This is a genomic window from Burkholderiales bacterium (genome assembly GCA_036262035.1).
Classification (GTDB): Bacteria; Pseudomonadota; Gammaproteobacteria; order Burkholderiales; family SG8-41; genus JAQGMV01.
This window is the reverse complement of record DATAJS010000013.1, coordinates 307,715-333,453: the sequence shown is the minus strand read 5'-3', so window position 1 is coordinate 333,453 and position 25,739 is coordinate 307,715. Positions and strand designations below refer to the sequence as shown.

The 25,739-nt window shown below is 67.1% G+C and carries 27 protein-coding genes; 12 read left to right on the top strand and 15 right to left on the bottom strand.

The annotated features are described in order from the left end of the window. Positions 1-13 precede the first annotated feature (13 nt). Entirely contained in the window at positions 14-967 is a 954-nt protein-coding gene (locus tag VHP37_16980) for an aldo/keto reductase (protein HEX2828050.1), read from the bottom strand. Positions 968-1,108: 141 nt separating this feature from the next. Here VHP37_16980 and VHP37_16975 point away from each other — a divergent pair, with 141 nt between their 5' ends. Next, positions 1,109-1,687 (top strand): VOC family protein, encoded by a 579-nt coding sequence (locus VHP37_16975; protein HEX2828049.1) that lies wholly within the window; start codon positions 1,109-1,111, stop codon positions 1,685-1,687. On the opposite strand, the gene VHP37_16970 is transcribed toward VHP37_16975, so the two are convergent. Beyond that, positions 1,684-2,496, bottom strand: coding sequence for a methyltransferase domain-containing protein (locus tag VHP37_16970; protein ID HEX2828048.1), 813 nt, complete (start codon positions 2,494-2,496; stop codon positions 1,684-1,686). The genes VHP37_16975 and VHP37_16970 overlap by 4 nt on opposite strands. Beyond that, on the bottom strand, positions 2,493-3,626 hold the full coding sequence (locus tag VHP37_16965) for a M14-type cytosolic carboxypeptidase (protein HEX2828047.1): 1,134 nt from the start codon (positions 3,624-3,626) through the stop codon (positions 2,493-2,495). The genes VHP37_16970 and VHP37_16965 overlap by 4 nt, the downstream gene beginning before the upstream one ends. Positions 3,627-3,828: 202 nt before the next feature. On the opposite strand from VHP37_16965, the gene VHP37_16960 reads away from it, so the two are divergent. Together VHP37_16960 and VHP37_16955 are read left to right on the top strand one after the other, a co-directional pair. Next, complete coding sequence (locus VHP37_16960) at positions 3,829-4,776, top strand: thiamine pyrophosphate-dependent dehydrogenase E1 component subunit alpha (GenBank protein ID HEX2828046.1); 948 nt, start codon at positions 3,829-3,831, stop codon at positions 4,774-4,776. 10 nt (positions 4,777-4,786) lie between these two features. Then, the gene (locus VHP37_16955) at positions 4,787-5,752 is read left to right on the top strand and encodes a pyruvate dehydrogenase complex E1 component subunit beta (GenBank protein ID HEX2828045.1); all 966 of its coding nucleotides are present in this window, start codon (positions 4,787-4,789) and stop codon (positions 5,750-5,752) included. Here the strand turns inward: VHP37_16955 and VHP37_16950 are convergent. Beyond that, positions 5,736-6,095, bottom strand: a complete 360-nt coding sequence (locus VHP37_16950) for a hypothetical protein (protein HEX2828044.1) — start codon at positions 6,093-6,095, stop codon at positions 5,736-5,738. The two genes, VHP37_16955 and VHP37_16950, sit on opposite strands and share 17 nt — an antisense overlap. Before the next feature lie 68 nt (positions 6,096-6,163). After that, complete coding sequence (locus VHP37_16945; protein ID HEX2828043.1) at positions 6,164-7,159, bottom strand: tripartite tricarboxylate transporter substrate binding protein; 996 nt, start codon at positions 7,157-7,159, stop codon at positions 6,164-6,166. A 77-nt stretch (positions 7,160-7,236) separates the two neighbouring features. Between VHP37_16945 and VHP37_16940 the strand changes: the two genes are divergently transcribed. After that, positions 7,237-8,196 (top strand): SDR family NAD(P)-dependent oxidoreductase, encoded by a 960-nt coding sequence (locus VHP37_16940; GenBank protein ID HEX2828042.1) that lies wholly within the window; start codon positions 7,237-7,239, stop codon positions 8,194-8,196. Between the two features lie 92 nt (positions 8,197-8,288). Next, the gene (locus VHP37_16935) at positions 8,289-8,609 is read left to right on the top strand and encodes a hypothetical protein (protein ID HEX2828041.1); all 321 of its coding nucleotides are present in this window, start codon (positions 8,289-8,291) and stop codon (positions 8,607-8,609) included. Here the strand turns inward: VHP37_16935 and VHP37_16930 are convergent. Then, a complete protein-coding gene (locus tag VHP37_16930; protein HEX2828040.1) occupies positions 8,592-10,082 on the bottom strand; it encodes an amidase family protein in 1,491 nt (496 codons plus the stop codon). The two genes, VHP37_16935 and VHP37_16930, sit on opposite strands and share 18 nt — an antisense overlap. Before the next feature lie 62 nt (positions 10,083-10,144). Continuing rightward, complete coding sequence (locus tag VHP37_16925) at positions 10,145-10,870, bottom strand: glutathione S-transferase (protein ID HEX2828039.1); 726 nt, start codon at positions 10,868-10,870, stop codon at positions 10,145-10,147. 98 nt (positions 10,871-10,968) lie between these two features. Between VHP37_16925 and VHP37_16920 the strand changes: the two genes are divergently transcribed. Continuing rightward, positions 10,969-12,168, top strand: a complete 1,200-nt coding sequence (locus VHP37_16920; protein HEX2828038.1) for an alpha/beta fold hydrolase — start codon at positions 10,969-10,971, stop codon at positions 12,166-12,168. A gap of 55 nt (positions 12,169-12,223) precedes the next feature. Here VHP37_16920 and VHP37_16915 read toward each other — a convergent pair whose 3' ends face one another. From VHP37_16915 to VHP37_16895, 5 genes are read right to left on the bottom strand one after another with little or no spacing between them, the layout of a single operon-like run. Beyond that, positions 12,224-14,215: a VWA domain-containing protein gene (locus VHP37_16915; GenBank protein HEX2828037.1), complete on the bottom strand. Its 1,992-nt coding sequence runs from the start codon at positions 14,213-14,215 to the stop codon at positions 12,224-12,226. Positions 14,216-14,221: 6 nt separating this feature from the next. Then, positions 14,222-15,061 carry a CbbQ/NirQ/NorQ/GpvN family protein gene (locus VHP37_16910; protein HEX2828036.1) on the bottom strand — a complete coding sequence of 280 codons (840 nt, stop codon included), beginning with the start codon at positions 15,059-15,061 and terminating at the stop codon, positions 14,222-14,224. Further along, entirely contained in the window at positions 15,058-16,479 is a 1,422-nt protein-coding gene (locus VHP37_16905; protein ID HEX2828035.1) for a cbb3-type cytochrome c oxidase subunit I, read from the bottom strand. The genes VHP37_16910 and VHP37_16905 overlap by 4 nt, the downstream gene beginning before the upstream one ends. A gap of 16 nt (positions 16,480-16,495) precedes the next feature. Further along, positions 16,496-17,368 (bottom strand): cytochrome c, encoded by an 873-nt coding sequence (locus VHP37_16900; GenBank protein HEX2828034.1) that lies wholly within the window; start codon positions 17,366-17,368, stop codon positions 16,496-16,498. A 13-nt stretch (positions 17,369-17,381) separates the two neighbouring features. Then, a complete protein-coding gene (locus VHP37_16895) occupies positions 17,382-17,516 on the bottom strand; it encodes a hypothetical protein (protein HEX2828033.1) in 135 nt (44 codons plus the stop codon). 330 nt (positions 17,517-17,846) lie between these two features. Between VHP37_16895 and VHP37_16890 the strand changes: the two genes are divergently transcribed. The 6 genes from VHP37_16890 to VHP37_16865 are packed head-to-tail and all read left to right on the top strand — an operon-like array spanning position 17,847 to position 22,932. Further along, positions 17,847-18,515: a cytochrome c4 gene (locus tag VHP37_16890; protein HEX2828032.1), complete on the top strand. Its 669-nt coding sequence runs from the start codon at positions 17,847-17,849 to the stop codon at positions 18,513-18,515. A 1-nt stretch (position 18,516) separates the two neighbouring features. Then, positions 18,517-19,803 carry a cytochrome c gene (locus VHP37_16885; GenBank protein HEX2828031.1) on the top strand — a complete coding sequence of 429 codons (1,287 nt, stop codon included), beginning with the start codon at positions 18,517-18,519 and terminating at the stop codon, positions 19,801-19,803. Between the two features lie 10 nt (positions 19,804-19,813). Beyond that, positions 19,814-19,978 (top strand): hypothetical protein, encoded by a 165-nt coding sequence (locus VHP37_16880; protein ID HEX2828030.1) that lies wholly within the window; start codon positions 19,814-19,816, stop codon positions 19,976-19,978. Then, complete coding sequence (locus tag VHP37_16875; protein ID HEX2828029.1) at positions 19,975-20,520, top strand: cytochrome C oxidase subunit II; 546 nt, start codon at positions 19,975-19,977, stop codon at positions 20,518-20,520. The genes VHP37_16880 and VHP37_16875 overlap by 4 nt, the downstream gene beginning before the upstream one ends. Next, entirely contained in the window at positions 20,507-22,126 is a 1,620-nt protein-coding gene (locus tag VHP37_16870; GenBank protein HEX2828028.1) for a b(o/a)3-type cytochrome-c oxidase subunit 1, read from the top strand. Before VHP37_16875 ends, VHP37_16870 begins: the two co-directional genes overlap by 14 nt. Next, a complete protein-coding gene (locus VHP37_16865; GenBank protein ID HEX2828027.1) occupies positions 22,123-22,932 on the top strand; it encodes a c-type cytochrome in 810 nt (269 codons plus the stop codon). Before VHP37_16870 ends, VHP37_16865 begins: the two co-directional genes overlap by 4 nt. On the opposite strand, the gene VHP37_16860 is transcribed toward VHP37_16865, so the two are convergent. The 3 genes from VHP37_16860 to VHP37_16850 all read right to left on the bottom strand — a co-directional run bounded on the left by VHP37_16860 (position 22,905) and on the right by VHP37_16850 (position 25,673). Then, positions 22,905-24,089, bottom strand: coding sequence for a serine hydrolase (locus VHP37_16860; GenBank protein HEX2828026.1), 1,185 nt, complete (start codon positions 24,087-24,089; stop codon positions 22,905-22,907). The genes VHP37_16865 and VHP37_16860 overlap by 28 nt on opposite strands. A gap of 259 nt (positions 24,090-24,348) precedes the next feature. Then, entirely contained in the window at positions 24,349-24,624 is a 276-nt protein-coding gene (locus VHP37_16855) for a hypothetical protein (GenBank protein ID HEX2828025.1), read from the bottom strand. 11 nt (positions 24,625-24,635) lie between these two features. Continuing rightward, positions 24,636-25,673, bottom strand: coding sequence for a hypothetical protein (locus VHP37_16850; protein HEX2828024.1), 1,038 nt, complete (start codon positions 25,671-25,673; stop codon positions 24,636-24,638). Between the last annotated feature and the right edge of the window lie 66 nt (positions 25,674-25,739).

The following is a 25,739-nucleotide window of genomic DNA, read 5'->3' as shown; positions in this document are numbered from 1 at the left end:
CGTTGTCTTCGTGCTACGTGCCGCCGCGTCGAGTCGCCTTGTCGATCGCCGCCAGATCGTCCGCGGACAGGCGCCAGTCGACCGCGCGTGCGTTCAGCTCCACCTGTTCGGGCGTGGTTGCGCCCGCGATGATGCTCGCCACCAGCGGATGCGACGCGAGCCAGCTCATCGCGAGCTCCAGCAGCGTGTGGCCGCGCGCTTCGCAAAACGCGGTCAGGCGTTCCACGACTTCCCAGTTGGCGTCGCTGATCCAGCGATCGGCCTGGCGCTTCTCGCGCGCGATGCGCGCACCCGCGGGCAGCGGCGCATCGCGCCGATATTTCCCGCTCAACAAGCCCGCGGCGAGCGGCGTGTGCGGGATCAAGCCCAACCCGTACGCCTGCATCGCCGGCTGGAGAGCGGTCTCGAAGCCGCGCTTGAGCAGGTTGTATTCGTCCTGGCAGGTCACGAAACGATTGAGCCCGTGGTGCGTCGCCGTCCACTGCGCCTCGACCATCTGCCATGCCGCGTATCCCGAGCAGCCGATGTAGCGAACCTTGCCCGCCTTCACCAGGTCGTCGAGTGTCCGCAGCGTTTCCTCGATCGGCGTCAGCGGATCGGGGCGGTGGATGTAATAGAGATCGATCCAGTCGGTGTTGAGCCGCTTCAGGCTCGCCTCGATCGCCGACTGGATGTAACGGCGCGAGCCGCCTTTCAGCGTGCCGGCCTCGTCCATCTGTATCCCGAACTTGGTCGCCAGCACGACGTCCTTGCGGCGATCGCCCAGACATTTGCCCAAGATCGTTTCGGATTCGCCGCGATTGCCATAGACGTCGGCGGTGTCGATGTGGGTAATGCCCAGATCGAGCGCCTTGTGGATGACCTGGCGCGAGGCCGCAAGATCGCATCGATCCCCGCCGAAGTTGTTGCAGCCGAGGCCGACGACCGAAACTTTCAGCTCGGATTTGCCCAGATTGCGCTGTTGCATCGAGTTTGCCGCTCCGTTGAGTAGCGCACTCTACCAAGCGCACGTCCGCGAAACCAGCCGCGGTTGCTCTCCGCGCGCACACCGGCGTAGCCTTTGTCGAGCCGCGAACCGTTCGCCTCACTCATCAAGGAGGGACCGTTTATGCCTATCGAGCAGGCGCCGCGCCTCAGCCACGTCGGCCTCTATGTGACCGACGTGCCGAAGATGGTCGATTTCTATACGAAGGTTCTCGGCTTCGTCGTCAGCGATTGCGCGGAGGACGGACGGATCACGTTCCTGAGCCGCAATCCGAGCGATCACCACCAGGTCGTGCTCGTGCGCGGCCGCACCACCGACGACGGCAAGCCGATGGTGCAGCAGGTCTCGTTCAACGTGGGTACCCTCGCCAACGTCAAGCGCGCCTTCCGCAAGGTGAGCGAGGCCGGCTGCAAGGTCGTCGACCCGCGCTGTCACGGCAACGCCTGGTCGGTCTATTTCAGCGATCCCGAAGGCAACCGCATCGAGATGTTCTGCGACACGCCGTGGTACGTGCCGCAACCGCTCGGCTTCGAGATCGACCTCACCAAGCCCGAGGACGATCTCTACCGCGAGACCGAAGCGATCTGCCGGGCCAAGCCGGGCTTCAGGCCGATCGAGGAGTGGCGCGCCGAGATCGGCCGCAAGATCGCGGCCCAGCTCGAATACGCCGACGAGGCCGAGGGAACGGCGCAGCGCGGTTAGGGCGACACCCGCTTGGCGGACCAGCTCGTGGTGGTCGCGCGCCCTTTCGCAGTACCGCTCATCGTGTCGCCGCTGATGCGGCCGGTGTATTCGACGCCGTTGACGAAGAAGTCGATCTCGTCGCCTTTGAGCCGCCCGTTCTCGACGTAGACGGTGATGCCGTCGTAGTCGTAGCTGCCCCACACGTACTGGAATGCCTGGTCCAGTATGAGGTCGCCTTCGGGCAGGCGCCACGTGCCCGCGACTCTGGCGGGCACGATGTAGAGATGCGCGCCGCACCAGCTCGCGCAGAGCGGCAGCCGCTGCGTGTCGTCGGGTTCCCAGCCGCCGCCGATCTCGTAGGTGTTGGAGACGATGCGCGTGCCGGGTTTCATCGCGACGAACTTGGGCGCGAGCTTTTCCAGGTTCTGCGGGATGAGGAAGAGGATCAGCGCGCTCGCCTGCGAGAGGTCGGCGGCGAACATGTCGCCCTGCGCGAACATCGCTTTATCGCCGACGCCCGCGGCCGCGGCGTTGCGCTTGGAGAGCTCGACGAGATCGGGGTTGTACTCCACGCCGAGCGCTTTCGCGCCGCGCTTCGCGGCGGCGATGACGTTGCGGCCGTCGCCGGAGCCCAGGTCGATCACGAAGTCCTGCGGCGTCACCTTCGCCATGTCGAGCATGAGGTCGACCATGCCGGTGGGTGAGGGGATCCAGACGACGTCCTTGCCTTTCTGCCCCATCACCGGCTTGTAGTCCTCGGCCGCGTGCGTCGGGGTGCACGCGAGCGCGAAGACGCACGCCAGGATGAAATGAGCCTGCTTCTTCATTCCAGCGATTCGAGGAGGGGACCGAGCATCGCCGCGCCGAGCTTGCGGCTGCGCTCGCCGCTCCAGCCGACGCGCGGATCGGGCATGTTCGCATTGTCCTTGAACGGCATCTCCAGCGTGAGCGAGAGACAGCCGTAGGTGTGGCCGACCCATTTCGAGGCGAGCTTGAGCGCGTCCTTGTTGTACTTGCTCGCGTCGTAGCCGTGCACGTCCTGGAAATCGGGGCTCGCGCGCTTGAAGCTCGCGACGAAGGCGTCCTGCTGCGCGCGCTGCGCGTCGGTGAAGCCCGGCAGCATCTCGCCGCCCGCGACGAAGACGTAAGGCAGACCTTCGTCGCCGTGGATGTCGAAGAACGCGTCGACGCCGGTCTCCTGGAGCTTTTGGCGAACGACGAAGACTTCCGGACTGCGTTCGGGCGAAGGCTCCATCCACTCGCGATTGAGATTCGCGCCGGCGGCGTTGGTGCGCAGGTTGCCGCGCACGCTGCCGTCGGGGTTCATGTTCGGCACGAGATGGAACACTGCGCGTTCGAGCAGCTTGCGGGAGATCGGATCGGAGTCGTCCAACAGTCGGTCGATCAGGCCTTCCATAAACCATTCGGCCATCGATTCGCCGGGATGCTGGCGGGCGATGATCCAGACCTTCTTCGAGTCCTGATGGGCTTTACCGATGGTGATCAGATCGATATCCCGCCCATCCACCGTCGCCCCCAGCCGTTCGGTCGTCACCAGCGGTGAGTCGGACGCGCGTCCGATCAGCGCCTGGTGGCGCTCCAGGGAGTACGGCTCGAAGTACGCGTACCACACCGCGTCGCGCTCGGGCGTGTGCCGCACGGTCATCACCGTGCCGTCGAAGGTCGTCGGCACGCGGAACCAGCGCTCGCGGTCGTACGACGCGACCGCGTTGTAATCCTTCCAGCCCTTGGTGTACGTGCACGCGGACGCGTTCTCGAAACGCAATGTGCACGCGAGCCCGCGCGCACCGGACAGGCGGAAATGGAACCACTGCGTGAACTCGGCATGCGAATCCTTGCGCACGCGCAGCGAGAAATCGGCCGCGCCGTCGCGCGTATCGCCGGCAACGACTTCGATCGCGCCCGAATCGAACGCGCAGGAGATGGCGGCAGTCACGGGTCATCCGTCACAAAAAAACGAGCGCCGAGTTTAGAAAAAATCCGGGTCGGAGTCACTTTATTGGGGAGAAATGTGACTCTGACCCGGATTTACGGGCGGGGCGTTACATCGCCGAAACAAACGGTTTCCGTAGCGACATTCGCCGAGCACAGACGCCCCCTAGACTCGCGCCCTGTCCCTGTCACGCAAAGGCGAACACATGACGACGAACGATGCAGAGCTGCTGGAAGCGATGATGCTCACGCGCGCTTTCGAGGAGCAGAACCGCGCGCTGCAGGCCGCCGGCAAGGCGCCGGGCACGTGCGCCTCGGTGGGGCAGGAAGCCGCCGCGGTCGGCGTGATCAAGGCGCTCGGGAAGGACGACCTGATCCTCACGAACCACCGCAGCGCAGGCCATCTCCTCGCACGCGGCGCGGAGCCCGGGCGCGTGCTCGCCGAGATCATGGGGCGCAGCAGCGGCTACTGCAAAGGCAAGAGCGGCTCGCTGCACATCTCGGCGAAAGAGCTCGGCGTGGTGCTGACGTCGACCATCGTCGGCGGCGAGCTTTCGATGGCGCCCGGCGTCGCGCTCGCGCTGTCCATGCAGAAGAGCCGGGCAATCGTGGCGTGCGTCTTCGGCGACGGGGCCGCGTGCGAAGGCAGCTTCCACGAATCGCTCAATCTCGCCGCGGTGTGGAACCTGCCGATCCTCTACGTCTGCGAGAACAACCAGTGGCAGGCCTACGTTCACCGCCGGGAAACGATGCTGACCGAGAAGATTGCGGCGCGCGCCGCCGCCTACGGCATCAAAGGCATCACCGTCGACGGCAACGACGTGCAGGCGGTGCACGCCGCCGCGCGCGAAGCCGCCGCCGAAGTGCGCGCGACCAAGAAACCCATCCTGCTCGAGACCTACACCTATCGCACCTGGGGCCATTACGAGCCCGACGACCAGTCCTACGTGGACAGTAAAGAGCTCACCGAGTGGCGGGAGCGCGACCCGATCGAATACCTCAAAGGCCGCCTGCTCGCGCGCCGCGAGATCGAGACGCGAGAGATCGAGGCGATCGAAACGCGAGTGAAGCAGCGCATCGCCGACGCGCTCGCGTTCGCGTCCGAATCGCCATTCCCGAGCGCCGCCGAGCTCGCCACCGACGTCTACGCGTAAGGAGCCCGCCATGACCCAGATGACCGTCAACGATGCGATCGGCCGCGCGCTGGCCGAAGAGATGCGGCGCGACTCGCGCGTGATCATGTTCGGCGAAGGCGTCGCCACCAAGCGGCAGGACCTCTTGAAAGAGTTCGGCGCCGAGCGCATCCGCAACACGCCGCTCGCCGAAGGCGTCATCGCCGGCACCGCGGTCGGCGCTGCCGCGATGGGCCTCAGGCCCGTGATCGACATGCTCTTCGCGCCGTTCCTCTGCTACGCCATGGACGAGATCGTCAACAGCGCGGGCAAGCTGCGCTACGTCTCGGGCGGCCAGTTCTCGTTCCCGATGGTGGTGATGGCGATGACCGGCGGCGGCTGGGGCGTCGGCGCGCAGCACAACCACAACCTCGAAGCGTGGTTCGCGCACGCCCCGGGGCTCAAGGTCGTCATGCCGTCGACCGCCGACGACTTCCGCGGCCTGTTGAAATCCTCGATACGCGATGACAACCCCGTCATGTTCTTCACCGACATGACGCTCGGCTACACGCCGGGTGAAGTCTCCGAAGCGGACGGCGCGATCCCGCTCGGCCAGGCGGCCATCCGCCGCGCGGGCAAGGACTTGACCATCGTGTCGTACTCGAAAGCGGTGCACGCCTGCGTCGCGGCCGCGCAGCAGCTCGAGGGAATGAACGTCGCGGCGGAAGTGATCGACCTGCGCACGATCAAGCCGCTCGACGAAGCGACCCTCCTCGCCTCGGTGAGGAAGACCGGGCGGCTGCTCGTCGTCACCGAAGCGAGCGGGCTTTGCGGGGTTGCTGCGGAAGTCGCGGCGCTGGCCGCGGAGAAGGCTTTCGGGGCGCTCAAGGCGCCGGTCGCACGCCTGACCGGGCCGGATGCACCGACGCCGTCGAGCCATGCGCTCGAGCAGGCGTACCTGCCGACCGCGGAGGGGATCGCCGCGGCGGCGAAGAAGCTCGTCAGCGCTGGCGGTTGACCGCGAAGTACGAGGCGAGGCTCTGCAGGATCGCCGGCGGCGACCGCTTGACCGTCGGCACCTCGTCGGCCGCGTAGCGGTCGATCGGAATGTCGTTCCCCGGTCCCAGCGTGAGCGGCGCGGTGCGGCGCATCGTGATCGATGCGTGGGCACTGGGGCCGGTGATCACCCGGTCGCCGCGATAGATCAGGGCGCCTCGCCCGGCCTTGAGGTGCTCGCCTTCGCGCTCGATGCGCACGTCGCCTTTCGAGCGGTTCACCACGCCGATAGGCTCGGCCGCCAGCACCGAACCCGCCATCATCGCGATCAGGGCCGCGACCGCCACCTTGCCCGTTGCTTCCACGTTGCCGCCAATGCCGAGAGTGTCATCCTGACCTTATCTAAGCATTTGGCGGGCCCAACCCGCCGGTGTTACTGCGCGCCTTCGGCAGTAATGCCGGCACTCTTGATGACTTTGCGCCAGCGCGCGGTCTCGGCGACGATCAATTCCCGGAACGTCGCGGCAGAGCCGGGCGTCGCCTCGACCCCCTGATCGAGCAGGCGCTGAACCACGGTCGGGTTGGTCAGGATGCGGTGCAGCTCGCCGCCGAACTTCTCGATGATCGGCTGCGGCGTACCCGAGGGGACGAGCAGCCCGTACCACGTGTTGCAGTCGAAGCCGGGGAAGGCCTCCGCCACCGGCGGCAGGTCCGGCGCGACCCGCGTCGGCTTGGTCGTGCCGACCGCGATCGCCCGCAGCCTTCCCGCCTTCAGCATCCCGGAGACCTGCGGCAGCCCCGAGAACAGGATGTGCACCCGTCCCGCGACGAGGTCGTTCACCGCCAGCGCCCCGCCCTTGTAAGGGACGTGCGTGAACTTCACCCCGGCGAGGATGTTGAGCAGCTCGATCCCGAGGTGGTTCGGCGTCCCGACGCCGGGCGAGGCGAAGTTGAGCTTGCCGGGCTGGGCCTTGGCGAGCTCGACGAGCTCCTTCACGTTGCGCGCCTTGACGTCCGCGTTCACGACCAGCAGATAGGGGATGTAGACCATCAACCCGATCGGCGCGAAATCGCGCAGCGGGTCGTACGGCATCTTCACCCCGAGCGCGGGATTCACCGCGAGCCCGGCGGACGTGCCGAAGGTGACGGTGTAGCCGTCGGCCGGGGCCTTGGCGCCGAGGGACAGCCCGAGCAGCGTCCCGCCGCCCGGGCGATTGTCGATCACGACCGACTGGCCGAACGCCTGCGACAACCCGTTGGCGACTTCGCGCCCGACGAAGTCGGTCGACCCGGCGGGCGGATAGGGGATGATCAGGCGCACCGGGCGCGTCGGGTACGACGCCTCAGGCTTGGGCGCAGGCGCTGCGAGTGCGACGGCGCTTGCGCACGCACAAAGCGTGGCGGCGGCCGCGCGTGACACCTTCTGCATGGACTCCTCCTTCCGCGCTTTCATGGACGACGGCTTCGTTGCATTATGCGAGTACCGTTGAAGAAGGAGAACAAACCATGCATCTCGAAGGCAAAGCCGCCGTCGTCACCGGCGCCGGGCGCGGCATCGGCCGCGAAGTCGCGAAGCTGCTCGCCGCGGAAGGCGCGAGCGTCGTCGTCAACGACCCGGGTGTCGGCCGCGGCGGAGAGAAGACCGAAGAGCGTCCCGCCGACGACGTCGTCGCGGAGATCCGCAAGGCGGGCGGGCGTGCGTCTGCGAACTACGACTCGGTCGCGGAGTACCTCAAGGCCGGTCTCATGATCAAGCAGTGCGTGGACGAGTTCGGCAAGATCGACATCGTCGTCAACGTCGCCGGCAACCTGCGCGAGCGCATGATCTGGAACATGTCGGAAGACGATTTCGACTCGGTCGTCGCGGTGCACCTGAAGGGCCACTGGAACATGTGCCATCACGCGATCAAGTACATGCGCCAGGCGGGCTTCGGCCGCATCGTCAACTTCTCGTCGGATGCGTTCAAGGGCTCGGTCGGGCAGTGCAACTACAGCGCGTCGAAGGCGGGGATCATCGCGCTCACGCGCTCGATCGCGAAAGAAGCCGCGAAGTTCGGCATCACCGCCAACGCGATCTGCCCGTCGGCGGACACCCGCATGACGCTGACCGACGCGGTGAAGGCAAATCGCAAGCGCAGGTTCGAATCCGGCCTCATGACCAAGGCCGAATACGAGCGCACGCTGCTCAACCGCGGCCCCGAATATATCGCGCCCATCGTCGCGTATCTCTGCAAGGACGAGGCGGACGTCATCAACGGCCAGGTGTTCCACATCGAGCGCAGCCGCATCCACACCTACTATTTCGGCGAGGAATACCGCTCGCTCTTCAAGGGCGGCGACGGCATGTTCAGCATCGACGACCTCGTCGAGACGATGCCCGGCCTGATGAGCGGCGTCACGCCGGTCGTGCCGCCGGTGAAGATGAGCGAGGCGGTGAAGTCCGGCGACGTCAAGAAAACCGCGTAAACCGCGGGTCTGACCCCGCAGGGTCAGACCCTGGTTCTGTCGCGGCACACCCATTGCCTCGTCAAGCTTGTCACATCGACGAGGCAGCCATCATGAAGAGGCTCATTCTCTTCGCGGGCATCGCGCTCGCGTTTGCTGCACCTGCGTTCGCGGTCACGCCGATCGGTCCCGACGTCAGCGGCATGGGCGGCGCCGACGCCGACAAATCCGATCCGGTGAATACGAGCAGGCAGCCCGACCGCGCGCTCGAGACGAAGCGGCCGGAAGGCAGCGAGCCGATCAGCGGCGACGCCAAAGCCGAGGCCGAGATCATCAAGCAGGACGCGCCGCGCAGCGCGACCCATCCGAGCGCCCCGGCGCCGACCGGCTCGACGCGCGGGCAGGGTGCGCGCGGCTCAACGCCCTTGCGATAACGGTGGGGTGCTGACCGGCGGCTTGCGCGGCTTGTACGCCTGCTCGAACGCGTAGGCGTACGCGAGCAGCCTCGCTTCGGTGTAGTCGAGCCCGAGCAGCTCCGCGCCCACCGGCACGCCCAACGGCGCACTCGCAGTGGGCGCCGAGAACCCGCCCGGGAACGTCACCGCCGGAAAACCCGTTCCATTCGACAGCGTACCGTTGCGCTCGAGCTGATCCGCGTCGGTCACTTTGGCGACGAGGATCTTTTGCAGTGGATAGAGAATCGCGTCCAGCTTGAGCTCCGCCATCTTGTTCGCGACCAGTATCTTGAGCTTCTCGCGATTCAGCGTGCGGTCCTTGTACGCGGCGCTGTTCATGCCGTCGACGATCGCGATCTCCGCTTCGAGCGTTTTCTGCACCGCCGACTTCTTCGCGGCGACGAGGTCGGCGAACGTCTTCACCGGTGCGTTCGGCGGCAGCGTCGCGAAATAGCGGTCCATCACCGTGCGCGCTTCGTACTGCGAAGTCGCGACGGCGCCGGCGAGCTTGTCGTATGCGGGAAGATCGAAGCGCACGAGCGTCGCACCGAGCGCGGCCATTTTCGCAGCGACGTCCTCCATCACCTTGTTCACTTCCTGATGGCGCTCGGCGCTGCCCATCAGGTTCGTCATCACGCCGATACGAGCGCCGCGCAGCGCGTCCCTGTTCAGAAGCTCGGTATACGACTTCGGGACGCGCCCCGTCGACAGCGCCGTGATCGGGTCGGCGGGGTCGTAGGCCGCCATGACGTCGAGCAGCAGCGCCGCATCGGTCACGGTGCGCGCGATCGGGCCGATCTCGTCCTGCGTGAGGCTGTTCGGGATGACCCCGGCGCGGCTGACGAGGCCGCGCGTCGGGCGTATGCCGACGAGGTTGTTCGCCGAGGCCGGCGAGCGTATCGACTGGCCGGTGTCGCTGCCGGTGCCGAGGATCGCCATGTTCGCCGCGATGGCGACACCCGTGCCGCCGCTCGATCCCCCCGGCGTGCGCGTGAGATCGTACGGGTTGAGCACCTGCCCGCCGAGGCTGCTGACCGACATGCCGCCGCGCGCGAATTCCTGGAGGTTCGCCTTGGCGAGGATCAGTGCGCCGGCCCTGCGCATGCGCGCGACCGTGAACGCGTCGCTCGCCGGCACCGAGTCTTTCATGCTGACGTTGCCGCCCGTCGTCGGCATGTCGGCGGTGTTGAAGTTGTCCTTGAGGATGACCGGGATGCAGTGCAGCGAACCGACGGCGTTCGGGTTCGCCTTGTATTGCCGATCCATCTCGGCCGCGGTTTCCAGCGCGCGCGGATTGACCGTGAGGATCGCGCGCAACGTCGGGCCTTTGAGGTTGTAGGCTTCGATGCGCTCGAGGTAGCGCGTCGTCAGCTCGGCGCAGGTGATGGCACCGCTCGCGAGCGCCTGGTGTACGCCGGCGACGGTGGCTTCATGGAGATCGAAGTTGGACATGGGGCCGGGTGTTGTGCATCCAGCGATGGCGATGGGGAGGAGGGCGGCGAACGAATGGGTATTCATCGGTCGAGCTCGGGATAGTGCCGGAAGATGTCCTGCCGGTTGAACTTCAGCCGCCGCTTCGATTTGAGATAGCGCTTGAGCCGCGGCCGCGCGAAGACTTCGTCGTGGAGCGCCATCACCCTGGGGTAACTGTCGAAGGCGGCCTTGGCGGCCTTCGGAAAAGCGTAGCGCAATCCCGCGACGACCTGCGCGAGCGACAGATCCGCGTACGTGATGGTCGCACCGACGAGGCCGCTGCCGCGGGTGTTGCGCTGGAGCACGCGCTCGAAATAGCCGAGGTATTTGGGGATGCGCGCTTCGATGAAGTCTTTGGCGCGGCGTTTCGCTTCGCGCTTCTGCTGCTCGTAATAGAGGCCGCTCGCGACCGGATGGTGCACGTCGTGCGCCTCGGCGACGAGGTCCGCGATCGTGAGCTGGAGCTGGTTGGTCCAGAGCCGGCCGTCTGCATCCCGCGGCGCGAGCCCGAGCCTGGGACCGAGGTAGAAGAGGATGTTCGCCGTCTGGCCGACGATCCGGCGGCCGGCTTTCAGAAAGGGCGGCGCGTACGGCGGGCGCGCGATGTCCTCGCCTGCCAGGTAACGCATCAGCGCGGGAACGCCGCCGCCTTTCTTCTCGGGCGCCAGCGCGATGTCGACGTAGTCCGCGCCCGCGTCTTCGAGCGCGAGGCGCACGTATTCGCCGCGGCCCTGGATGCCGGGCCAGTAGTAGAGCTCGTATTTCATGGGCTCGCCTTGGAGTAAACCGGGGTCAGACCCCAAAAATCGGGGTCTGACCCCGATCGCAAAGACTACACTGAAGTATCCGCTTCACGGAGAACCGCATGGCATCGACCCCGCTGCGCATACCGGCCGCCGACGGACACGAGCTCGCAGGTCGCCTCGAGACGCCCACCGCCACGCCGCGCGCTTACGCGCTCTTCGCACACTGCTTCACGTGCTCCAAGGATTCGAAAGCCGCCGCTTACATCGGCCAGGCGCTCGCCGCGCGCGGCATCGCGGTGCTGCGCTTCGACTTCACCGGGCTCGGCGCGAGCGGCGGCGAGTTCGCCGATTCGAGCTTTTCCTCGAACATCGAAGACCTCGTGTGTGCGGCGAACTATCTCAAGGAGCGCTACGGTCCGGCGCAGATCCTGATCGGCCACAGTCTCGGCGGCGCGGCGGTGCTCGCAGCCGCGGGCCGCATCCCGGAAGCGCGCGCGGTGGCCACGCTGGGCGCGCCGTACGACCCGCGTCACGTCGAGCATCTCATCCGGAACAAGGACGAGCTGCGCACCAAAGGCGAAGCGACCGTCGACATCGGCGGCCGGCCTTTCCACATCCGCAGGGATTTTCTCGAGGATCTCGCGCGTCACGATCCGTCGAAACACGTCGGCGAGCTGCACAAGGCGCTGCTGATCCTGCACTCGCCCCGCGACGCGATCGTGGAGATCGACAACGCCGCGAAGATCTACGCCGCGGCCAAGCACCCCAAGAGCTTTGTCTCGCTCGACAACGCCGACCACCTCCTGACGAAACAGGAAGACGCCGCGTACGTCGCCGAGATCCTGTCGGCGTGGGCCACGCGCTACATCGAAGCCGCGCCGCAGGAGAGCATCCCCGGCGTGCGCGTCGTCGAGGCGGGGCACGGCAAGTTCGCGCAGGACGTCTACGCCGGCCGCCATCGCCTGCGCGCCGACGAGCCGGTGTCGGTGGGCGGCTTCGACAGCGGCCCCAATCCCTACGATCTCTTATGCGCCGCGCTCGGCGCGTGCACGTCGATGACGGTGCGGCTGTACGCCGATCACAAGAAGCTCCCGCTCACGCGGGTCAGCGTGGATTTGAAGCACGGGAAAGTGCACGAAGCCGACTGCGAGCACTGCGAGGAGTCGGGCGCGAAGATCGACCACATCGACCGCGTGCTGACGATCGAAGGCGATCTCGACGCCGCTCAGAAAGCGAAGCTGCTCGAGATCGCCGACAAGTGTCCGGTGCATCGGACACTGCACTCGAAGATACGGATCGAAACCCGGCTGGCGGACTGACGCACGCGTTTCCGCATCAACGCGAGTCGGCGCGCCTGCGCGCCGCAGCGGCGTATCACGCCAGGGCGACGCTGACCGTGCGCAGCCAGTCGAGAAGCGCCGCGGAAAGCTGCTCGGGCGCGCTCACGACGGTGTAATTGCCGGCGCCGAAGAGCGGCGCGAGGTGCCGCGAAGCATGGCGCTCCACGGTCACGCAGTACGGCGCTATGCGCTGGAGCCTCGCCTCCGCGAGCGCCTGGCGCGCGTCTTCCACACCGTAACGGCCTTCATAGCGATCGCAGTCGTTGGGTTTGCCGTCCGACACGAGCAGCATGAGCCTGCGATACGCCGGCTGGCGCATGAACGTCGCCGCGGCGTGCCGCAACGCCGCGCCGGTGCGTGTGTACTCGTCGGGCTCGAGCGCGCCGATGCGCCGTCCGATGTCGCGGCCGTAGCGTTCGTCGAACCGCTTCACGTCGCGCACGCGCACGTCGCCCGGACCGCAGCCGCTGAACGCCTGAATCGCGAACGGCACGCGCAACGCGTCGAGCGCCGCCGCGACGATGACGAGAGCTTCTTTCTCGAGATCGATGATGCGATGCGCCCCGCCGCACCAGCTTTCGGTGGAGGCGCTCACGTCGATCAGCAGGAGCACCGCGAAATCGCGGCGCGCCGGGCGGCTCGTGAGGTATACGCGCTCGTTGCGGGGCAGGCGTGCGCGACGATCGGCGTGGCTGCCCACGAACGCGTTCAGGTCGAGGTCGTCGCCTTCGGGCTGCGCGTGCTGCACCGATCGGCGCGCCCGCAGCGCCTCGAACCGGCGCCGGACGCGCGCCAGCGTCGGCCGGTGACGGCGTATCGTGCCGTCTACCCACGCGTCGGGGCCCTGGTGTGCGTCGATCACGCGCACCACCGCGGCGCGCTCGTTGTAGGCGCCGACGGTGTAATCCCATTCGGGATACGCCAGTCGCCCGGCCTGTGAAGGCGCGGGCGGGACCGCAGCCGCGGCCCTCACGATCGATTCGTCGTCGGCGGTCAGGATTTCGCGCGTGCTGCCGGGCGTCGACACGAGACGCAGCGCCTCGAGATCGGCGATCGACTCGGCGGTGCCCGCGAGATCGGCATCGGGCTGTTTGTCCACGGGACGCTGCAAGCCCATCGCGTCCTCGACGTGCTCGTTGGGCGCCGAGGGCTGGATCATCCACAGCCCGGCGCCGTCGTCGTCCTCGTCGTCCTGCGCGCGGCGTGCTCGCGGGCGCCGCGTCATGGGCCGGGTGATCGCCGGGCGAGCAGACGCGTCGGCGTCCGCAGCCGCGCACGACCCGGAAGGCGCCGCATCGGCGCGCAGCACGGCGCCGAGGAACACGTCGGGCAGCAGTGCGCGGTAGCGACCGGAACCGGCAAGCGCCTGCGCCTGCGCTTGCGCCCACGCGAGCGAGCGCCGGGCGGTGCGGGCGTCGCGCTGCGGAAACGTCCCGCCGCTCAGATACGTGCGGTACAGCGACTCGACGGCGCCCGCCTCGTCCCTGTGCGCGTCGGCGCGGGACCGCAGCGCGACCGCGCGCGCGCGCCGCAACGCGCGTGCGAAGCCCGGCAATGCCTGCGCGAGCATTGCGTCGACGGCGGCCGCTTCGCTCGCGAGATACAGGTCCTGCACGATCGCCGGGGCGCGCCACGGAAAAACGTCGGCCGTGCCGCGGCGAATGCGGACGGCCTGCTGAAGCGCCGCCACGCGATAGACGTCGAGCGCCTCATCGATCGCGCCGTTCAGCCGCGCCGGCAGGTGGATCGCCGCGCCGTCGGTGCCGGGCACCGCTTCGGATCGCGCTCGGCGCTCGGCGCCGCCGAACATGCGCGAGAGCAGCGTACGCGCAGGGGGCGCGAACGCTGCGCGGATCGGGGCGGTGACCGCGACGGCCGCCTCGACGAACAGCGAGAGCCGCTCGCGCACGTCGCGCAGCTCGACGCCGGGCACGTCCGGGCGCACGCGGTTGCGGCGCCACAGATCCATGGCGTACGCCGTCGCGTGCCGCGCGGCATCGACGATGACGTCTTCGGCTTCAGGCACCGCAGATCACACGAAGGTGGCCTCGACCATGTCGCGCATCGCCGCGAGCAGCGTGGCCTCGTCCGAAAGCGGCATGACGATCGCGACTTCGCTCGCGCGCCGGCGTTCGACGCCGCTCGCGATGAGCTGTGCCGCCGCGACGAGGAGGCGGGTGCTGGGCACTTCGGCGAGACCACGGTCCTGCAGCGTCCGCAACCGCTGCGCGAGCGCGACCAGCGCGCGTGCGTCGGCCGGATCGGCGCCGCTCTCGTGCGCGACGACGCGCGCTTCGTGCTCGGGCGTTGCGTAGCCGAAGTCGAGCGCCACGAATCGCTGCCGCGTGCTCGGTTTGAGATCCTTCAGCGCGTGCTGGTACGACGGGTTGTACGAGATCACGAGCTGGAAACCTTCGGCGGCCTCGACCAGCTCGCCGGTCTTGTCGATCGGCAGCAGCCGGCGGTGATCGGCGAGCGGATGGATGACGACCGTGGTGTCCTGCCGCGCCTCCACGATCTCGTCGAGGTAGAGGATCGCGCCCGCACGCACCGCGCGCGTGAGCGGACCGTCCTGCCATACCGTCTCGTCGCCGCGCACGAGGAACCGTCCGACCAGATCGCTCGCCGTGAGGTCGTCGTGACAGGCGACCGTCACGAGGGGGCGCTTCACGCGCCAGGCCATGTGCTCGACGAAGCGCGTCTTGCCGCAGCCCGTGGGTCCTTTGAGCATCACCGCGAGGCTGCGTGCGTGCGCGTGCTCGAAGATCGCGACCTCGTCGGCGCTCGCAAGGTAATACGGCTCGGCGGCGATGTGCTGAAGCCCGTCGCCGGCGTGCGCGCCCGCAGCTTGCGCCGCCGCCCGATCGTTCATGCCGGCGCGGGACCTCGCGCGGCCGGGGATGCGCGGCCGGCCTCGGCTGCGTCGTCGGCGACTACCCGGAAGCGCGGCCGCGTCCTGAAGAAGTCGTAGATATAGAGCACGCCGCCGATCACGAACAGGGTCGCGGTGCCGATCAGCATGAGGAAATGCACCTGGATCTTGAGCTGCGTCTCGAGAAAGCCGACGCCGAGAATCCGCTCCAGATATACCTGGCCGATGCCGGCGGTGGCGAACGAGATCGTCATTCCGAACATGCCGGCGAGCTGGAGCCAGAATGCCCAGTAGCCCAGCGTGTGGCCGAGCTCGGCGGGCGCCTCCGCCGGCTGCGGCGTCTCGCTCGCGGGCCGGTTTTCGGTCAGCGTCGGCAGCGCGTAGGCGATCACCGCAAGCACGATCATCGCGTACGCCCCGTAGAACGCGGCGTGGCCGTGCATGGCGGTGATGAGCGTGCCGTGCGTCCATTTGTTCACCGACGGCCACGTGTGCGCGAGCCCCAGCAGCCCGGCCCCGAACATGGTGAAGACGGCGCTGCCCACGGTCCAGTGCAGCGCGAGCGTGTTCGGGTGCTGCAGACCCGAGCGTCTCAGCGCCGAGTACGCATAGATCGCCATGCCGACGAGCGCGACCGGCTCGAGCGCGCTGAAAAAGCCGCCGATCGGCAGCCAGTAGTGCGGCACGCCGATCCAGTAGTAATGGTGCGCGGTACCGATGACGCCGGCGATGAACACGAGCCCGACGATGACGTACAGCCACTTCTCCATCACTTCCCGATCGGCGCCGGTGAGGCGGATGAGGAGGTAGGCGAGCAGGCTTCCCTGGATCATCTCCCAGACGCCTTCGACCCAGAGGTGGATCGTCCACCACCGGTAGAAGGTGCCGACGGTGTAGTTGTCGAAATCGATCAGCGCCGGCAGATAGAGGATTGCCGCGAGACCGATGCCGCCCAGCAGCACGCCTTCGGTGGTCGTGAAGCGGCTGCCTTTGCGCACCGTCATGATCATGTTGTACAGGAACATCAGCATCACGATGATGATGACGATCTTGTGAGGGATCGGCTGCTCCAGGAGCTTCGTCCCGGTGCCGTAGCGGAAGAAGTAGCCGATGATCGCGGTGACTCCCATCACCGCCCACAGCGCGAGCTGCCAGTACGCGAGCTTCGTGCTGTAGAGCTCGGTGCGCGACTCTTCCGGCACCACCCAGTATGCCGCGCCCATGAACCCGGTCAGTACCCAGACCACGAGCAGGTTGGTGTGGATGACCTTGGCGATGTCGAACGGAAGCACGTTCAGCAGCGGGTCGGGACCGAGATACTTCGTGGCGGCGAGCAGGCCGAAGGCGAGCTGGAGCCCGAAGAGCACCATGGCAAGAGCGAAATACCAGTAAGCGACGGATTGCGAGCGGTAGCGCATGTTGCCTCTCCCCGACCTATTTCAACGTTGTTAGATACGCGACCAGATCGTCGATCTGCGCCGGTTGGAGCGTCTTGCCGAAGTGATCCGGCATGAACGAGCGGCCGTTCGCCGAATACGTCGCGCCCGGAACGAGGTAGGCGTGCGGATCGGTGATCGACTCGCGCACATAGCCGACGGCATCTTTCGCGGCGCCTTTATAGGCGGGGTTCTTCAGCGTCGCCTCGGCGCGGGTGCCGATGCCGGCGAGCGTCGGGCCGGCGAGATTGACCCCTGGCGCGACCGAGTGGCACGCGAAGCAGCCCGAGGAGGCGTTGTTGAACAAGGCCTGGCCGCGCGCGACCGGCTCGTCCGACGCGGGCGTGGGTTTTTCCGCTCCGGGAACCGGCGGCGTCGGCGCGGTGCCCGTGCCCGGCGGCACCGGCGTCGCCGTGGCGAGGTTGGCTCCGGGAATGGCCGAGCCCGACACGAGTATCGGGCGCGGCGGCCATCCCTGGGTATCGATCTTCGAAATCCATGTGAGGAACGTGATGACGTCGTCGATCTCCCGATCCGACAGTCCCTGCTTCGGCATCACGCGGCGATATTTCTGCTCGTCATAGAAAGCGGCGGGATCCTTGATGAACGCGCGCAGGTATTCACGCCCGCGCTGCGCCGCGATCTTCGTGAGGTCGGGCGCGTAGTAAGCACCCTCGCCGAGCAGCGTATGGCAGTTGGTGCAGTTGTACTTGTGCCACACCGTTTTGCCCGCGAGAACCTCGGGCGTGATGGCGTCCTCGTTGGTGAGCTTGGGGAATTGCCGGTGGCTGTCGATCGTCATGCCGAGGAAAACGACGACCGCGATGGCGGTCGAGACGATCGCGAAGAGACGTGTCTGCCTGCGATTCATGTGGCCTCCGCGTTCAAACGCCGATGCCGGGCCAGTAGCGCAGCGCCATGGACGCTGCGTACACGATCGCGCCGAGCGCCGCCGCGAGCGCCACCCAGCTCAGGATTTTCAAGGCCGTGAAAAAAGGCTCGCCGGTCGACTCGTTCATCGCGATTCCTCCTCTGCGTTATTGACTGCGTTCGCGTCGTGGCGACGGCTGTAGAGTTTTTTTACGTCTCCTCGCCGCGAAAAACCGACCGCTTGTAGCAAGCATCATGCCAACGACATGAGCGCCGAACCTCATTAGAATGGATCCGGGCCCAGACAGATTTGATCCAGATCAAGCCGCGGCCGAGTGAACAGTGATGCATTTCGACAACCGTGTGGTGAACGTGCCGGTCGACTGCGCGGGCATACCGCTTGCGTACCCTGCGCCGGCCGCCCCGTCATGAAACTCCGTTCGTCCGTCGTCGCTGTCTGCCTCCTTGCGTGTTGCGTCATGGCGCCGTCATCCGCCGCGCAGGACGACGCGCTGCCCGCTTTCAAGGATGTCGACTCGATGGAAGCGCGGGTGCAAGGCTGCGTGACCTGCCACGGTCAGAGCGGGCAGGGCACCCGCAACGGTTACTTCCCGCGCATCGCGGGCAAGCCCGCCGGTTATCTCTACAACCAGTTGATCGCGTTCCGCGACGGCACCCGCCGTTACGCGCCGATGAACTACCTCGTCGCGTATCTCCCGAACAGCTATCTGCGCGAGATGGCGGAGTATTTCGCCAAGCAGCGCCCGCCGTTCGTCGCGAGCGAAGCGCTCACCGTGCAGCCGCCCGTGCTCGCGCGCGGGCAGGCGGTCGTGACCACAGGAGACCCGAGCAAAGGCATACCCGCGTGCGTGGCCTGTCACGGCGCCGGACTGACCGGAATGGAGCCGGGCATTCCGGGTCTCGTCGGTCTGCGTCCGGCCTACATCGCCGCGCAGCTCACGCGGTGGCGCGTCGGCGAGCGCCGTGCCGCCGAGCCCGACTGCATGAAGCGCATCGCCTCGCGTCTGTCCGACGCCGACATCGCCGCGGTCTCGGTGTGGCTCGGGCAGCAGAGCGCGCCGAAGGACCCGTCGCCGGAATCGTCGAACCTCGTGCGCATGCCTTTTTCCTGCGGGAGCCAGAAGTAGCATGGCCAAGCTCGCCGGTTTCGTGCTCGTGCTGCTGGTCGTCGTCGGCATGACGCTGGCGGCGTGGTGGGCCTTGAAGCCCGGCGCGCTGCCGTCGCGCGGCGGCGGCGGCGCCGTCAATGCGACGACGCTGGTCATCAACAAGGGCGAGTACCTCGCGCGTGCGGGCGATTGCGTCGCGTGCCATACCGCGCCGGCCGGCATTCCGTTCGCGGGCGGCCGTGCCATGCCGACCCCTTTCGGGAATATTTACGCGCCCAACATCACGCCCGACGAAGAGACCGGCATCGGCAAGTGGAGCGCCGACGAGTTCTACCGGATGATGCACACGGGCATCTCGCGCGACGGCTCGCTGCTCTACCCCGCGATGCCGTTCGCGTCCTACACCAAGGTCACGCGCGAGGACAGCGACGCGATCTTCGCCTATCTCCAGTCGGTCGCGCCGGTGCACCAGAAGAATCGCCCGCACGAATTGAGGTTCCCCTACAACAAGCGCGAGCTCCTCGTCGGCTGGCGGGCCCTGTACTTCAAGGAAGGCGAGTACGTCCCCGATCCCAGGCAGACCGCGCAGTGGAACCGCGGTGCGTACCTGGTCGAGGGGCTCGGCCACTGCTCGATGTGCCATACCGCGATCAACGTGCTCGGCGGCAGCAGCGAGTCGAAGGAGTTCGAAGGCGGCATGATCCCGAACCAGAACTGGTACGCGCCTTCGCTCACGTCGAACCGCGAAGCCGGGCTCGGCAACTGGAGCCTGAAAGAGATCGCGGATTTGCTGCAGGTCGGCGTGTCCCATCGCGGCACGGTGTACGGGCCGATGGCCGAGGTCGTCTACAACAGCCTGCAATACCTCTCCGACGAGGACGCCTTGGCGATGGCCGTCTATCTCAAGTCGCTGCCTCAGCGCGATTCGGGGCCGCCGATCGAAAGCAGCGAGCGCCTCGTGCAGCCGGCGGTGATGGAGCTCGGGCGCAAGGTTTACGAAACGCAATGCCGCATGTGCCACGGCAGCGACGGCAAGGGCATGCCCCCGATGTATCCGCCGCTCGCCGGCAACCAGTCGATCACCATGGCCTCGCCGGTCAACTCGATACGCATGGTGCTGAACGGCGGCTATCCGCCGGGCACGCGCAAGAACCCGCGGCCTCACGGCATGCCGCCTTTCGCGCACATCCTGAACGACGACGAAGCCTCCGCGGTCGTCACCTACATCCGCGTCGCGTGGGGGAACACCGGCACGCCGGTCACGCCCGCGCAGACCAACGAGCTGCGCAAGCTCCTGCCCGAATGAGAGTGCATCGATGAGCGACAGCGATCAGGAAGAAGAAGACCGGCGCGTCGAGGAGATCGCGAGCCGCGGCCCGTCGGGTACGTTCGCCGTGGCGGGTATCGCGACGGCGATCGTGGTCGCGATCTATTTCGCGTTCTACGTCTTCGTCTACCTGCCGCGAGGTGCGGTGCAATGAGCGCCGAGCACGTCGCCGTCGCGGCCGAGCGGCGGTGGGCCTACATCGTCGGGGGCACCATCGCGGTGCTCGTGCTGATGATGATCGTCACCGGCATCCACTGGGCGTCGATGCCGCCGTCGCGCGTCGAGACGATCGATCCGCGCACGCTGCACGTCTCGGGCGAGTTCGTCGAATCGAATCTCGGCACCACGCTGACGCCCGACGGCAAGGCGATGGTGCGACTGATCGCGCAGCAGTACTCGTTCGAGCCGCAGTGCATCGTCGTGCCGGCGGCCATGCCGGTGACGTTCCGCGGCACCGCCACCGACGTCGTGCACGGCTTCATCGTCGGCACGACCAACGCCAACGTGATGCTCATACCGGGATTCGTGGCGACGTTCACCACGACTTTCCACACCGCCGGCGAGCAGCTCATGCCGTGCCACGAATACTGCGGCACCGGCCACGAAGCGATGTGGGCGCGCGTGCAGGTGATCCCGCGCGACGAGTTCCTCTCCCGCGCGCGCAACGGCGAAAGGCTCTCCTGTGTTCGTCGCTAGAAAGCTGGTCCTCGCCCACTTCTGGGTCGCGTTCGTCGCGTTCGGAGCCGCGATCGTGCTCGGCGAATGGCAGATGTTCGTGCGCAGCCCGCTCGCGCAATGGGTCAACAATCCCGAGCATTACTACCGCTCGGTGACGGGCCACGGCGTCGTGATGGGCTACGTGATGCCGACGCTGGTGGCGATGGGCTTCGGCTACGCGCTCACCGAGCTCTCGCTCAAGCAGGCGCTGATCGGTTTGCGCTGGGCGTGGGCCGGGTTCTGGCTCGTGGTGATCGGGACCGTGACGGCGGCGACGCCGATCGCGCTCGGCCAGGCGTCGGTGCTCTACACGTTCTATCCGCCGATGATCGCGAACGTGTTCTTCTATCTGGGCATCGTGCTGGTCGTCGTCGGCTCGTGGTTCTGGGTCGCGCTGATGTCGATCAACCTGCACGCGTGGAAGAAGGCGCATCCGGGCGAGACCGTGCCGCTCGCCATGTTCGGCAACGTCGCCGGCGCGTATCTCTGGGTATGGACGTCGGTCGGCGCGGCGACCGAAGTGCTGGTGCTGATCCTGCCGGTCGCGCTGGGGCTCAAGGACACGATCGATGCGGGACTCGCGCGCGTCTTCTTCTCGTGGACGCTGCACGCGATCGTGTATTTCTGGCTGATGCCCGCGTATATCGCGTTCTACACGATCGTGCCGCGCGCGATCGGCGGGCGGCTCTACAGCGATACCATGGGACGCGTCGCCTTCGTGCTGTTCCTGGTGTTCTCGATGCCGATCGGCATCCATCATCTCTTCGCCGATCCGCAGGTCGGCGCGGGCTTCAAGTTCGTGCATGCGACGCTGACCGCGATGGTGTCGGTGCCGACGCTGCTGACGGTGTTCACCATCGTCGCCTCGGTCGAGATCGCGGCGCGGCTGCGCGGCGGCAAGGGCGCGCTCGGCTGGGTGAAGGCATTGCCGTGGGACGAGCCGTTCATGCTCGCGGTCACGTTCGCTTTCGTCATGCTCGGCTTCGGCGGCGCCGGCGGCCTCGTCAACATGAGCTACCAGCTCAACGAGACGATCCACAACACCCAGTGGGTGACCGGCCACTTCCACCTGATCTTCGCCGGCGCGATCGTCATCATGTATTTCGTCGTCGCCTACGACCTGTGGCCGCAGCTCACGCGCTGCGCGCCGCTGCCGCGGGGCCTCATGCGGGTGCAGCTCTGGCTGTGGTTCGTCGGCATGATGGTGCTGACGATGCCGTGGCACTGGGTGGGCCTCCTCGGCATGCCGCGGCGCATGGCGTACTACGACTACACCCATCCCGCGCTCCAGCCGCAGGCGTGGACCGTCGTCGCTTCGACGTTCGGCGGGCTCGCGCTCGTCGTCTCGGCGTTCCTCTTCATCTACATCCTCGCGACCGCAAAACGCGGCGCGGCCGATCCCGGCGAATACCGGTTCAGCGTGCCGCTGCACCTGCCGGTGCGCGCGCCCGCGCTGCTCAACGGCTTCGCGCTGTGGGTCGCGATGATGATCGGGCTGACGATCACGAACTACGGTTTCCCGATCGTGCAGCTTGCGACGCTTCCGGATACCTCGGTGCCCGCGATCCGGATCGGCGACCGATGAGCGACAACGTCAACAACGCGAACGACCGCGCCGGCCGCTCGAGCGTCGTATGGCTGGTCGTGCTCGTCGTGGTCTCGTTCGCCGTCGGCTTTCTCGTCCTGCCGTCGGTGCAGAAGGACTACACCGCAGACGGCCTGTGGGCGGCGATCTGCCGTGCGGCGGGCGTGCCGACGAAATGGGGATCCGGCGAGCCGTCCGCGCCTCCCACGCGCACGACGCGCGTGGTGCTGGATCAATCGATGACGCGGGTCGAGTCGCCCGAAGCGATCGGCCGCGGCGGCTCGCTCGCGATCCAGCAGTGCACCATGTGCCACGGTGCGCAGGGCGTGAGCGCGGCGGACACGCCGAACCTCGCGGGACAGTATCGCGACGTGATGGTGAAGCAGCTGCTCGATTACAAGAACGGCGACCGCGAGAGCACGATCATGCAGGCGCTCGCGACGAGGCTCTCGGCCGGGGAGATCAACGATCTCGCAGCGTACTACGCGTCGCTCGAGAAGACCCGCCGCGCGCCGCGGCCTTACGACGAGCCCGCGCCCGCGCTGGTCAGGGTCGGAGATCCGCTGCGCAACATCGCGCCGTGCGCGTCCTGCCACGGCGGCATCGATCGCAAGCCCGGCACGCCGTGGCTCGAAGGAATGCCGAAGCAGTACCTCGTCGACCAGCTCAAGCGCTTCGCGTCAGGCGCGCGCCGCAACGACAGCCATGCGCAGATGCGCAACATGGCGCGCGAGATGAGCGCGGCGGAGATCGACGAGGTGGCCGAGTATTACGCCCGTCACGGCGAGGCGAAAGCGGGGCATTGAAGGGCGTCGAGCAAGCGTCTGACGAACTCGTCCGTCTTCTCCCGCTGTATCCACCGCAGCACCGCGACGACATCGTTCTGCGGGTCGACGTAGATGAAGTTGTCGCCGACGCCGCGGTGCCCGAACGCGCTGCGCGGCGCGCTCGCAAGCAGGTTGCCGTCCTTGTTGTTGTACCAGTTCATGAAGCCGTAAGACGGCTGCACCGGCGTCGGCGTCAGCGCGAGCTCGATCCACGATTCGGGGATCACCTGGCGTTCCTTCCAGCGTCCGCGATTGAGCCCGAGATAGCCGAAGCGCGCCATATCGTAGGCGTTGATGTACATCCCGCCGCCCCAGTGGCCGCCGCCGCTGACCGACTGCACCGGCAGGCCGTCGAGCACGATCCACGAGTTCTCGTAGCCGAACCAGCGCCAGGTGTTCGACGCGCCGATCGGATCGAACACGTATTCCTTCAGCACCTGCGGCAGCGGACGGCGCCACACGTTGAGCGCCGCGAGCGCGAGCACGTTGGTGCGCACGTCGTTGTATTCGTACGCCGTGCCGGGCGCGTTGCGCGGCCGCGTGCCCCAGCCGTTCGGGTCGGTCGGGCGGTCGCACCAGTCGGGCTTGCCCCACAGCGAGCCTTCCCAGTCGCTCACCTGGCGCAACAGGTGGTTCCACGTGATCTTGCGGTTGTGCTCCGAGTCGAAGAGCTCGAGGAAGTCCGAGCCTTTCATGCGGTCGACTTTGTTGGCGAGGGACACCGGGTTGTAGACCTGCACCGGCGGCATGTACTCGCGCACCGTATCGTCGACGCTGCGGATGAAGCGCCGCTCGTGCGCGAGGCCGACGACGGTCGACAGCATGCTCTTGGTCACGCTGTTGGTGAGGTCGACGCGCGCGGGCTCGCCCCATTCGGCGACGATCACGCCCTTGTGCAGGATCACGCCGGTCTGCGGCCCGCGGTCCTTCAGGGGCCCGATCGCGTCGCCGAAAGGCTCGCGGCCGAAGGTCTGCTGGTGGTTGAGCTGCAGGTCGCGCGGCGTTTTGTTCTCGCTCGCGATCGCGTGGTCGATCGCGCCCTGGAGCTTCGTCGGATCGAGCCCGGCTTCGCGCGGGGTCGTGCGCTTCCAGTCGGCATCGGGGAAATAGCGTGCTTGGCGTTCGGTCGTGTCCATGGTCTTCAATCCGTCAGGAGCGTTGTGTGAGCAATGCGACGATGCGGCTCAAAGCGGCTTCGGCTTTGTCGCGTAAGAGCGCGTCGTCGTTGTTCGCGATCGGGTGTGCGATGACACTGAAAGGATAGCCCGGCAGGCCGTTCACCTGCGCGACGACCTTGGCGCCGGGCTCGAAGCGATCGGTGATGATCGCGACCGCGGGGATGCCGAGGCGTTCCGCTGCGATGGCGTCGTGCAGACTGCACGACGAGCAGCTCCCTCAGTCGCCGATGCCGGATATCAGCGCGTCGGCGCCGCTCATCTCGGCGAGCATCTGCGCGGGAACCGGGCGCGTGGTGTCGGGCTTGCGGCGGCGGATGAACTCGCGCACGCCGTGCTCCTTGGTGAGTATCTCTTCGACGAAATCGTAGAAGCGCGCGGTACCGATCTTGGCGTTGTCGAGCAGCGCGATCACCGAGCCGTTCAGCGACGGCAGCGCGCGCGCGGGCTGGAGCGCTTCGCCGTGCGCGTCGAGCCGTGGATCGAGGACTTTCATGGGATTCTCCTTCAGATCTGCATCGTAACCGCGAGCGACTTCTGCCCGTACCACGGCGGCACGATCGCGCCGAATCCGCCGGCGGGCCCGCCCGCCGCGACGACGAGCAGGTCGTCCGGCGTGCGCAGCGCGCGGTAGACGCGCTCTTCGTCCTTGCGGCCGGCGACCGCGGCTTTGCCGACCGTTCTCCATTCGCGGCGCGCGACGCGGCAGGTTTCGTACAGGTACTCGCGGATCTGCTGCTTCGCCCAGCCCGCGGCGTTGAAGATCTGGCGGTGCTGCTTCGGCACCACGATCGCGTAATTCCCTTCCCAGATCGAGTAGGTGAGCATGTTCGCACGCACCGCGGCGGCGTAGGTGTCGAGGATCTCGCGCGGATCGTGCGTCCATTCGTTCATGATCTGGTGCGGCGATTCGACGGCCATCACCGTGATCGCCGACTCGCCGGGCGGTATGCCGCGCTCGACCGAGAGCGGCGTCCAAGCGCTGTCCTCCTCGTCCTCGGCGACGCAGAAGCTGAACTTACCGGGATGGCCGAGGGTCGAGCGGTCGAGCTGTCCGGGGATGCCGCCCAGCACGTTGAGGATGAAGAGGCGGATGCTGCGGCCGATCGCCGCGTTGGCGCGGCTGCCGTTGGCGAACACGTTGTGCGTCGCGTTCATGCCGAGCTCGTTACGGATGGGACCGTTGACGACGATGAACGGCGCGCTGCCGCCGGTGCTCGCGCTGCTGCCGTGCAGCCCGTATTGCGGCTCGCACAGCGCTTTGACGATCGCGACGACGACCGGCATGTATTCGGGCAGGCAGCCCGCCATCACTGCGGCGATGGCGATCTTCTCGGCGGTGATGCGGCGGCGTCGCACCGGCTCGACGCCCACGACGGCGTCCGGGCTCAGCGACGCGGCTGCGACGAAGGCGCGCACGCGCGATTCGGTCGGCGCGACGATCGGCAGGCCGTCGGTCCAGCCGTTCTTCTGGTAGAGCTCGTTCGCTTCGAAGTCGTCGGCGACTTCGTAGGCGGCGCTGGAGAGCGGCTCGGCTTCATTCATGTGCTTAAGCTACCATGACCCGCGCATCGCCCACACAGAAGGAAGCTGTGCGGTCCGTTCGCATGG

Bases quoted from the DNA above. Each gene is read 5' to 3' on its own strand.
- VHP37_16980 (HEX2828050.1), bottom strand. From the start codon at position 967: ATGCAACAGCGCAATCTGGGCAAATCCGAGCTGAAAGTTTCGGTCGTC.
- VHP37_16925 (HEX2828039.1), bottom strand. From the start codon at position 10,870: ATGAAATACGAGCTCTACTACTGGCCCGGCATCCAGGGCCGCGGCGAA.
- VHP37_16970 (HEX2828048.1), bottom strand. From the start codon at position 2,496: ATGAAGAAGCAGGCTCATTTCATCCTGGCGTGCGTCTTCGCGCTCGCG.
- VHP37_16875 (HEX2828029.1), top strand. From the start codon at position 19,975: ATGAGCGCCGAGCACGTCGCCGTCGCGGCCGAGCGGCGGTGGGCCTAC.
- VHP37_16900 (HEX2828034.1), bottom strand. From the start codon at position 17,368: ATGAATCGCAGGCAGACACGTCTCTTCGCGATCGTCTCGACCGCCATC.
- VHP37_16960 (HEX2828046.1), top strand. From the start codon at position 3,829: ATGACGACGAACGATGCAGAGCTGCTGGAAGCGATGATGCTCACGCGC.
- VHP37_16945 (HEX2828043.1), bottom strand. From the start codon at position 7,159: ATGCAGAAGGTGTCACGCGCGGCCGCCGCCACGCTTTGTGCGTGCGCA.
- VHP37_16890 (HEX2828032.1), top strand. From the start codon at position 17,847: ATGGCGCCGTCATCCGCCGCGCAGGACGACGCGCTGCCCGCTTTCAAG.
- VHP37_16895 (HEX2828033.1), bottom strand. From the start codon at position 17,516: ATGAACGAGTCGACCGGCGAGCCTTTTTTCACGGCCTTGAAAATCCTG.
- VHP37_16860 (HEX2828026.1), bottom strand. From the start codon at position 24,089: ATGGACACGACCGAACGCCAAGCACGCTATTTCCCCGATGCCGACTGG.
- VHP37_16855 (HEX2828025.1), bottom strand. From the start codon at position 24,624: ATGAAAGTCCTCGATCCACGGCTCGACGCGCACGGCGAAGCGCTCCAG.
- VHP37_16920 (HEX2828038.1), top strand. From the start codon at position 10,969: ATGGCATCGACCCCGCTGCGCATACCGGCCGCCGACGGACACGAGCTC.
- VHP37_16955 (HEX2828045.1), top strand. From the start codon at position 4,787: ATGACCCAGATGACCGTCAACGATGCGATCGGCCGCGCGCTGGCCGAA.
- VHP37_16905 (HEX2828035.1), bottom strand. From the start codon at position 16,479: ATGCGCTACCGCTCGCAATCCGTCGCTTACTGGTATTTCGCTCTTGCC.
- VHP37_16935 (HEX2828041.1), top strand. From the start codon at position 8,289: ATGAAGAGGCTCATTCTCTTCGCGGGCATCGCGCTCGCGTTTGCTGCA.
- VHP37_16885 (HEX2828031.1), top strand. From the start codon at position 18,517: ATGGCCAAGCTCGCCGGTTTCGTGCTCGTGCTGCTGGTCGTCGTCGGC.
- VHP37_16910 (HEX2828036.1), bottom strand. From the start codon at position 15,061: ATGAACGATCGGGCGGCGGCGCAAGCTGCGGGCGCGCACGCCGGCGAC.
- VHP37_16930 (HEX2828040.1), bottom strand. From the start codon at position 10,082: ATGTCCAACTTCGATCTCCATGAAGCCACCGTCGCCGGCGTACACCAG.
- VHP37_16940 (HEX2828042.1), top strand. From the start codon at position 7,237: ATGCATCTCGAAGGCAAAGCCGCCGTCGTCACCGGCGCCGGGCGCGGC.
- VHP37_16880 (HEX2828030.1), top strand. From the start codon at position 19,814: ATGAGCGACAGCGATCAGGAAGAAGAAGACCGGCGCGTCGAGGAGATC.
- VHP37_16975 (HEX2828049.1), top strand. From the start codon at position 1,109: ATGCCTATCGAGCAGGCGCCGCGCCTCAGCCACGTCGGCCTCTATGTG.
- VHP37_16850 (HEX2828024.1), bottom strand. From the start codon at position 25,673: ATGAATGAAGCCGAGCCGCTCTCCAGCGCCGCCTACGAAGTCGCCGAC.
- VHP37_16865 (HEX2828027.1), top strand. From the start codon at position 22,123: ATGAGCGACAACGTCAACAACGCGAACGACCGCGCCGGCCGCTCGAGC.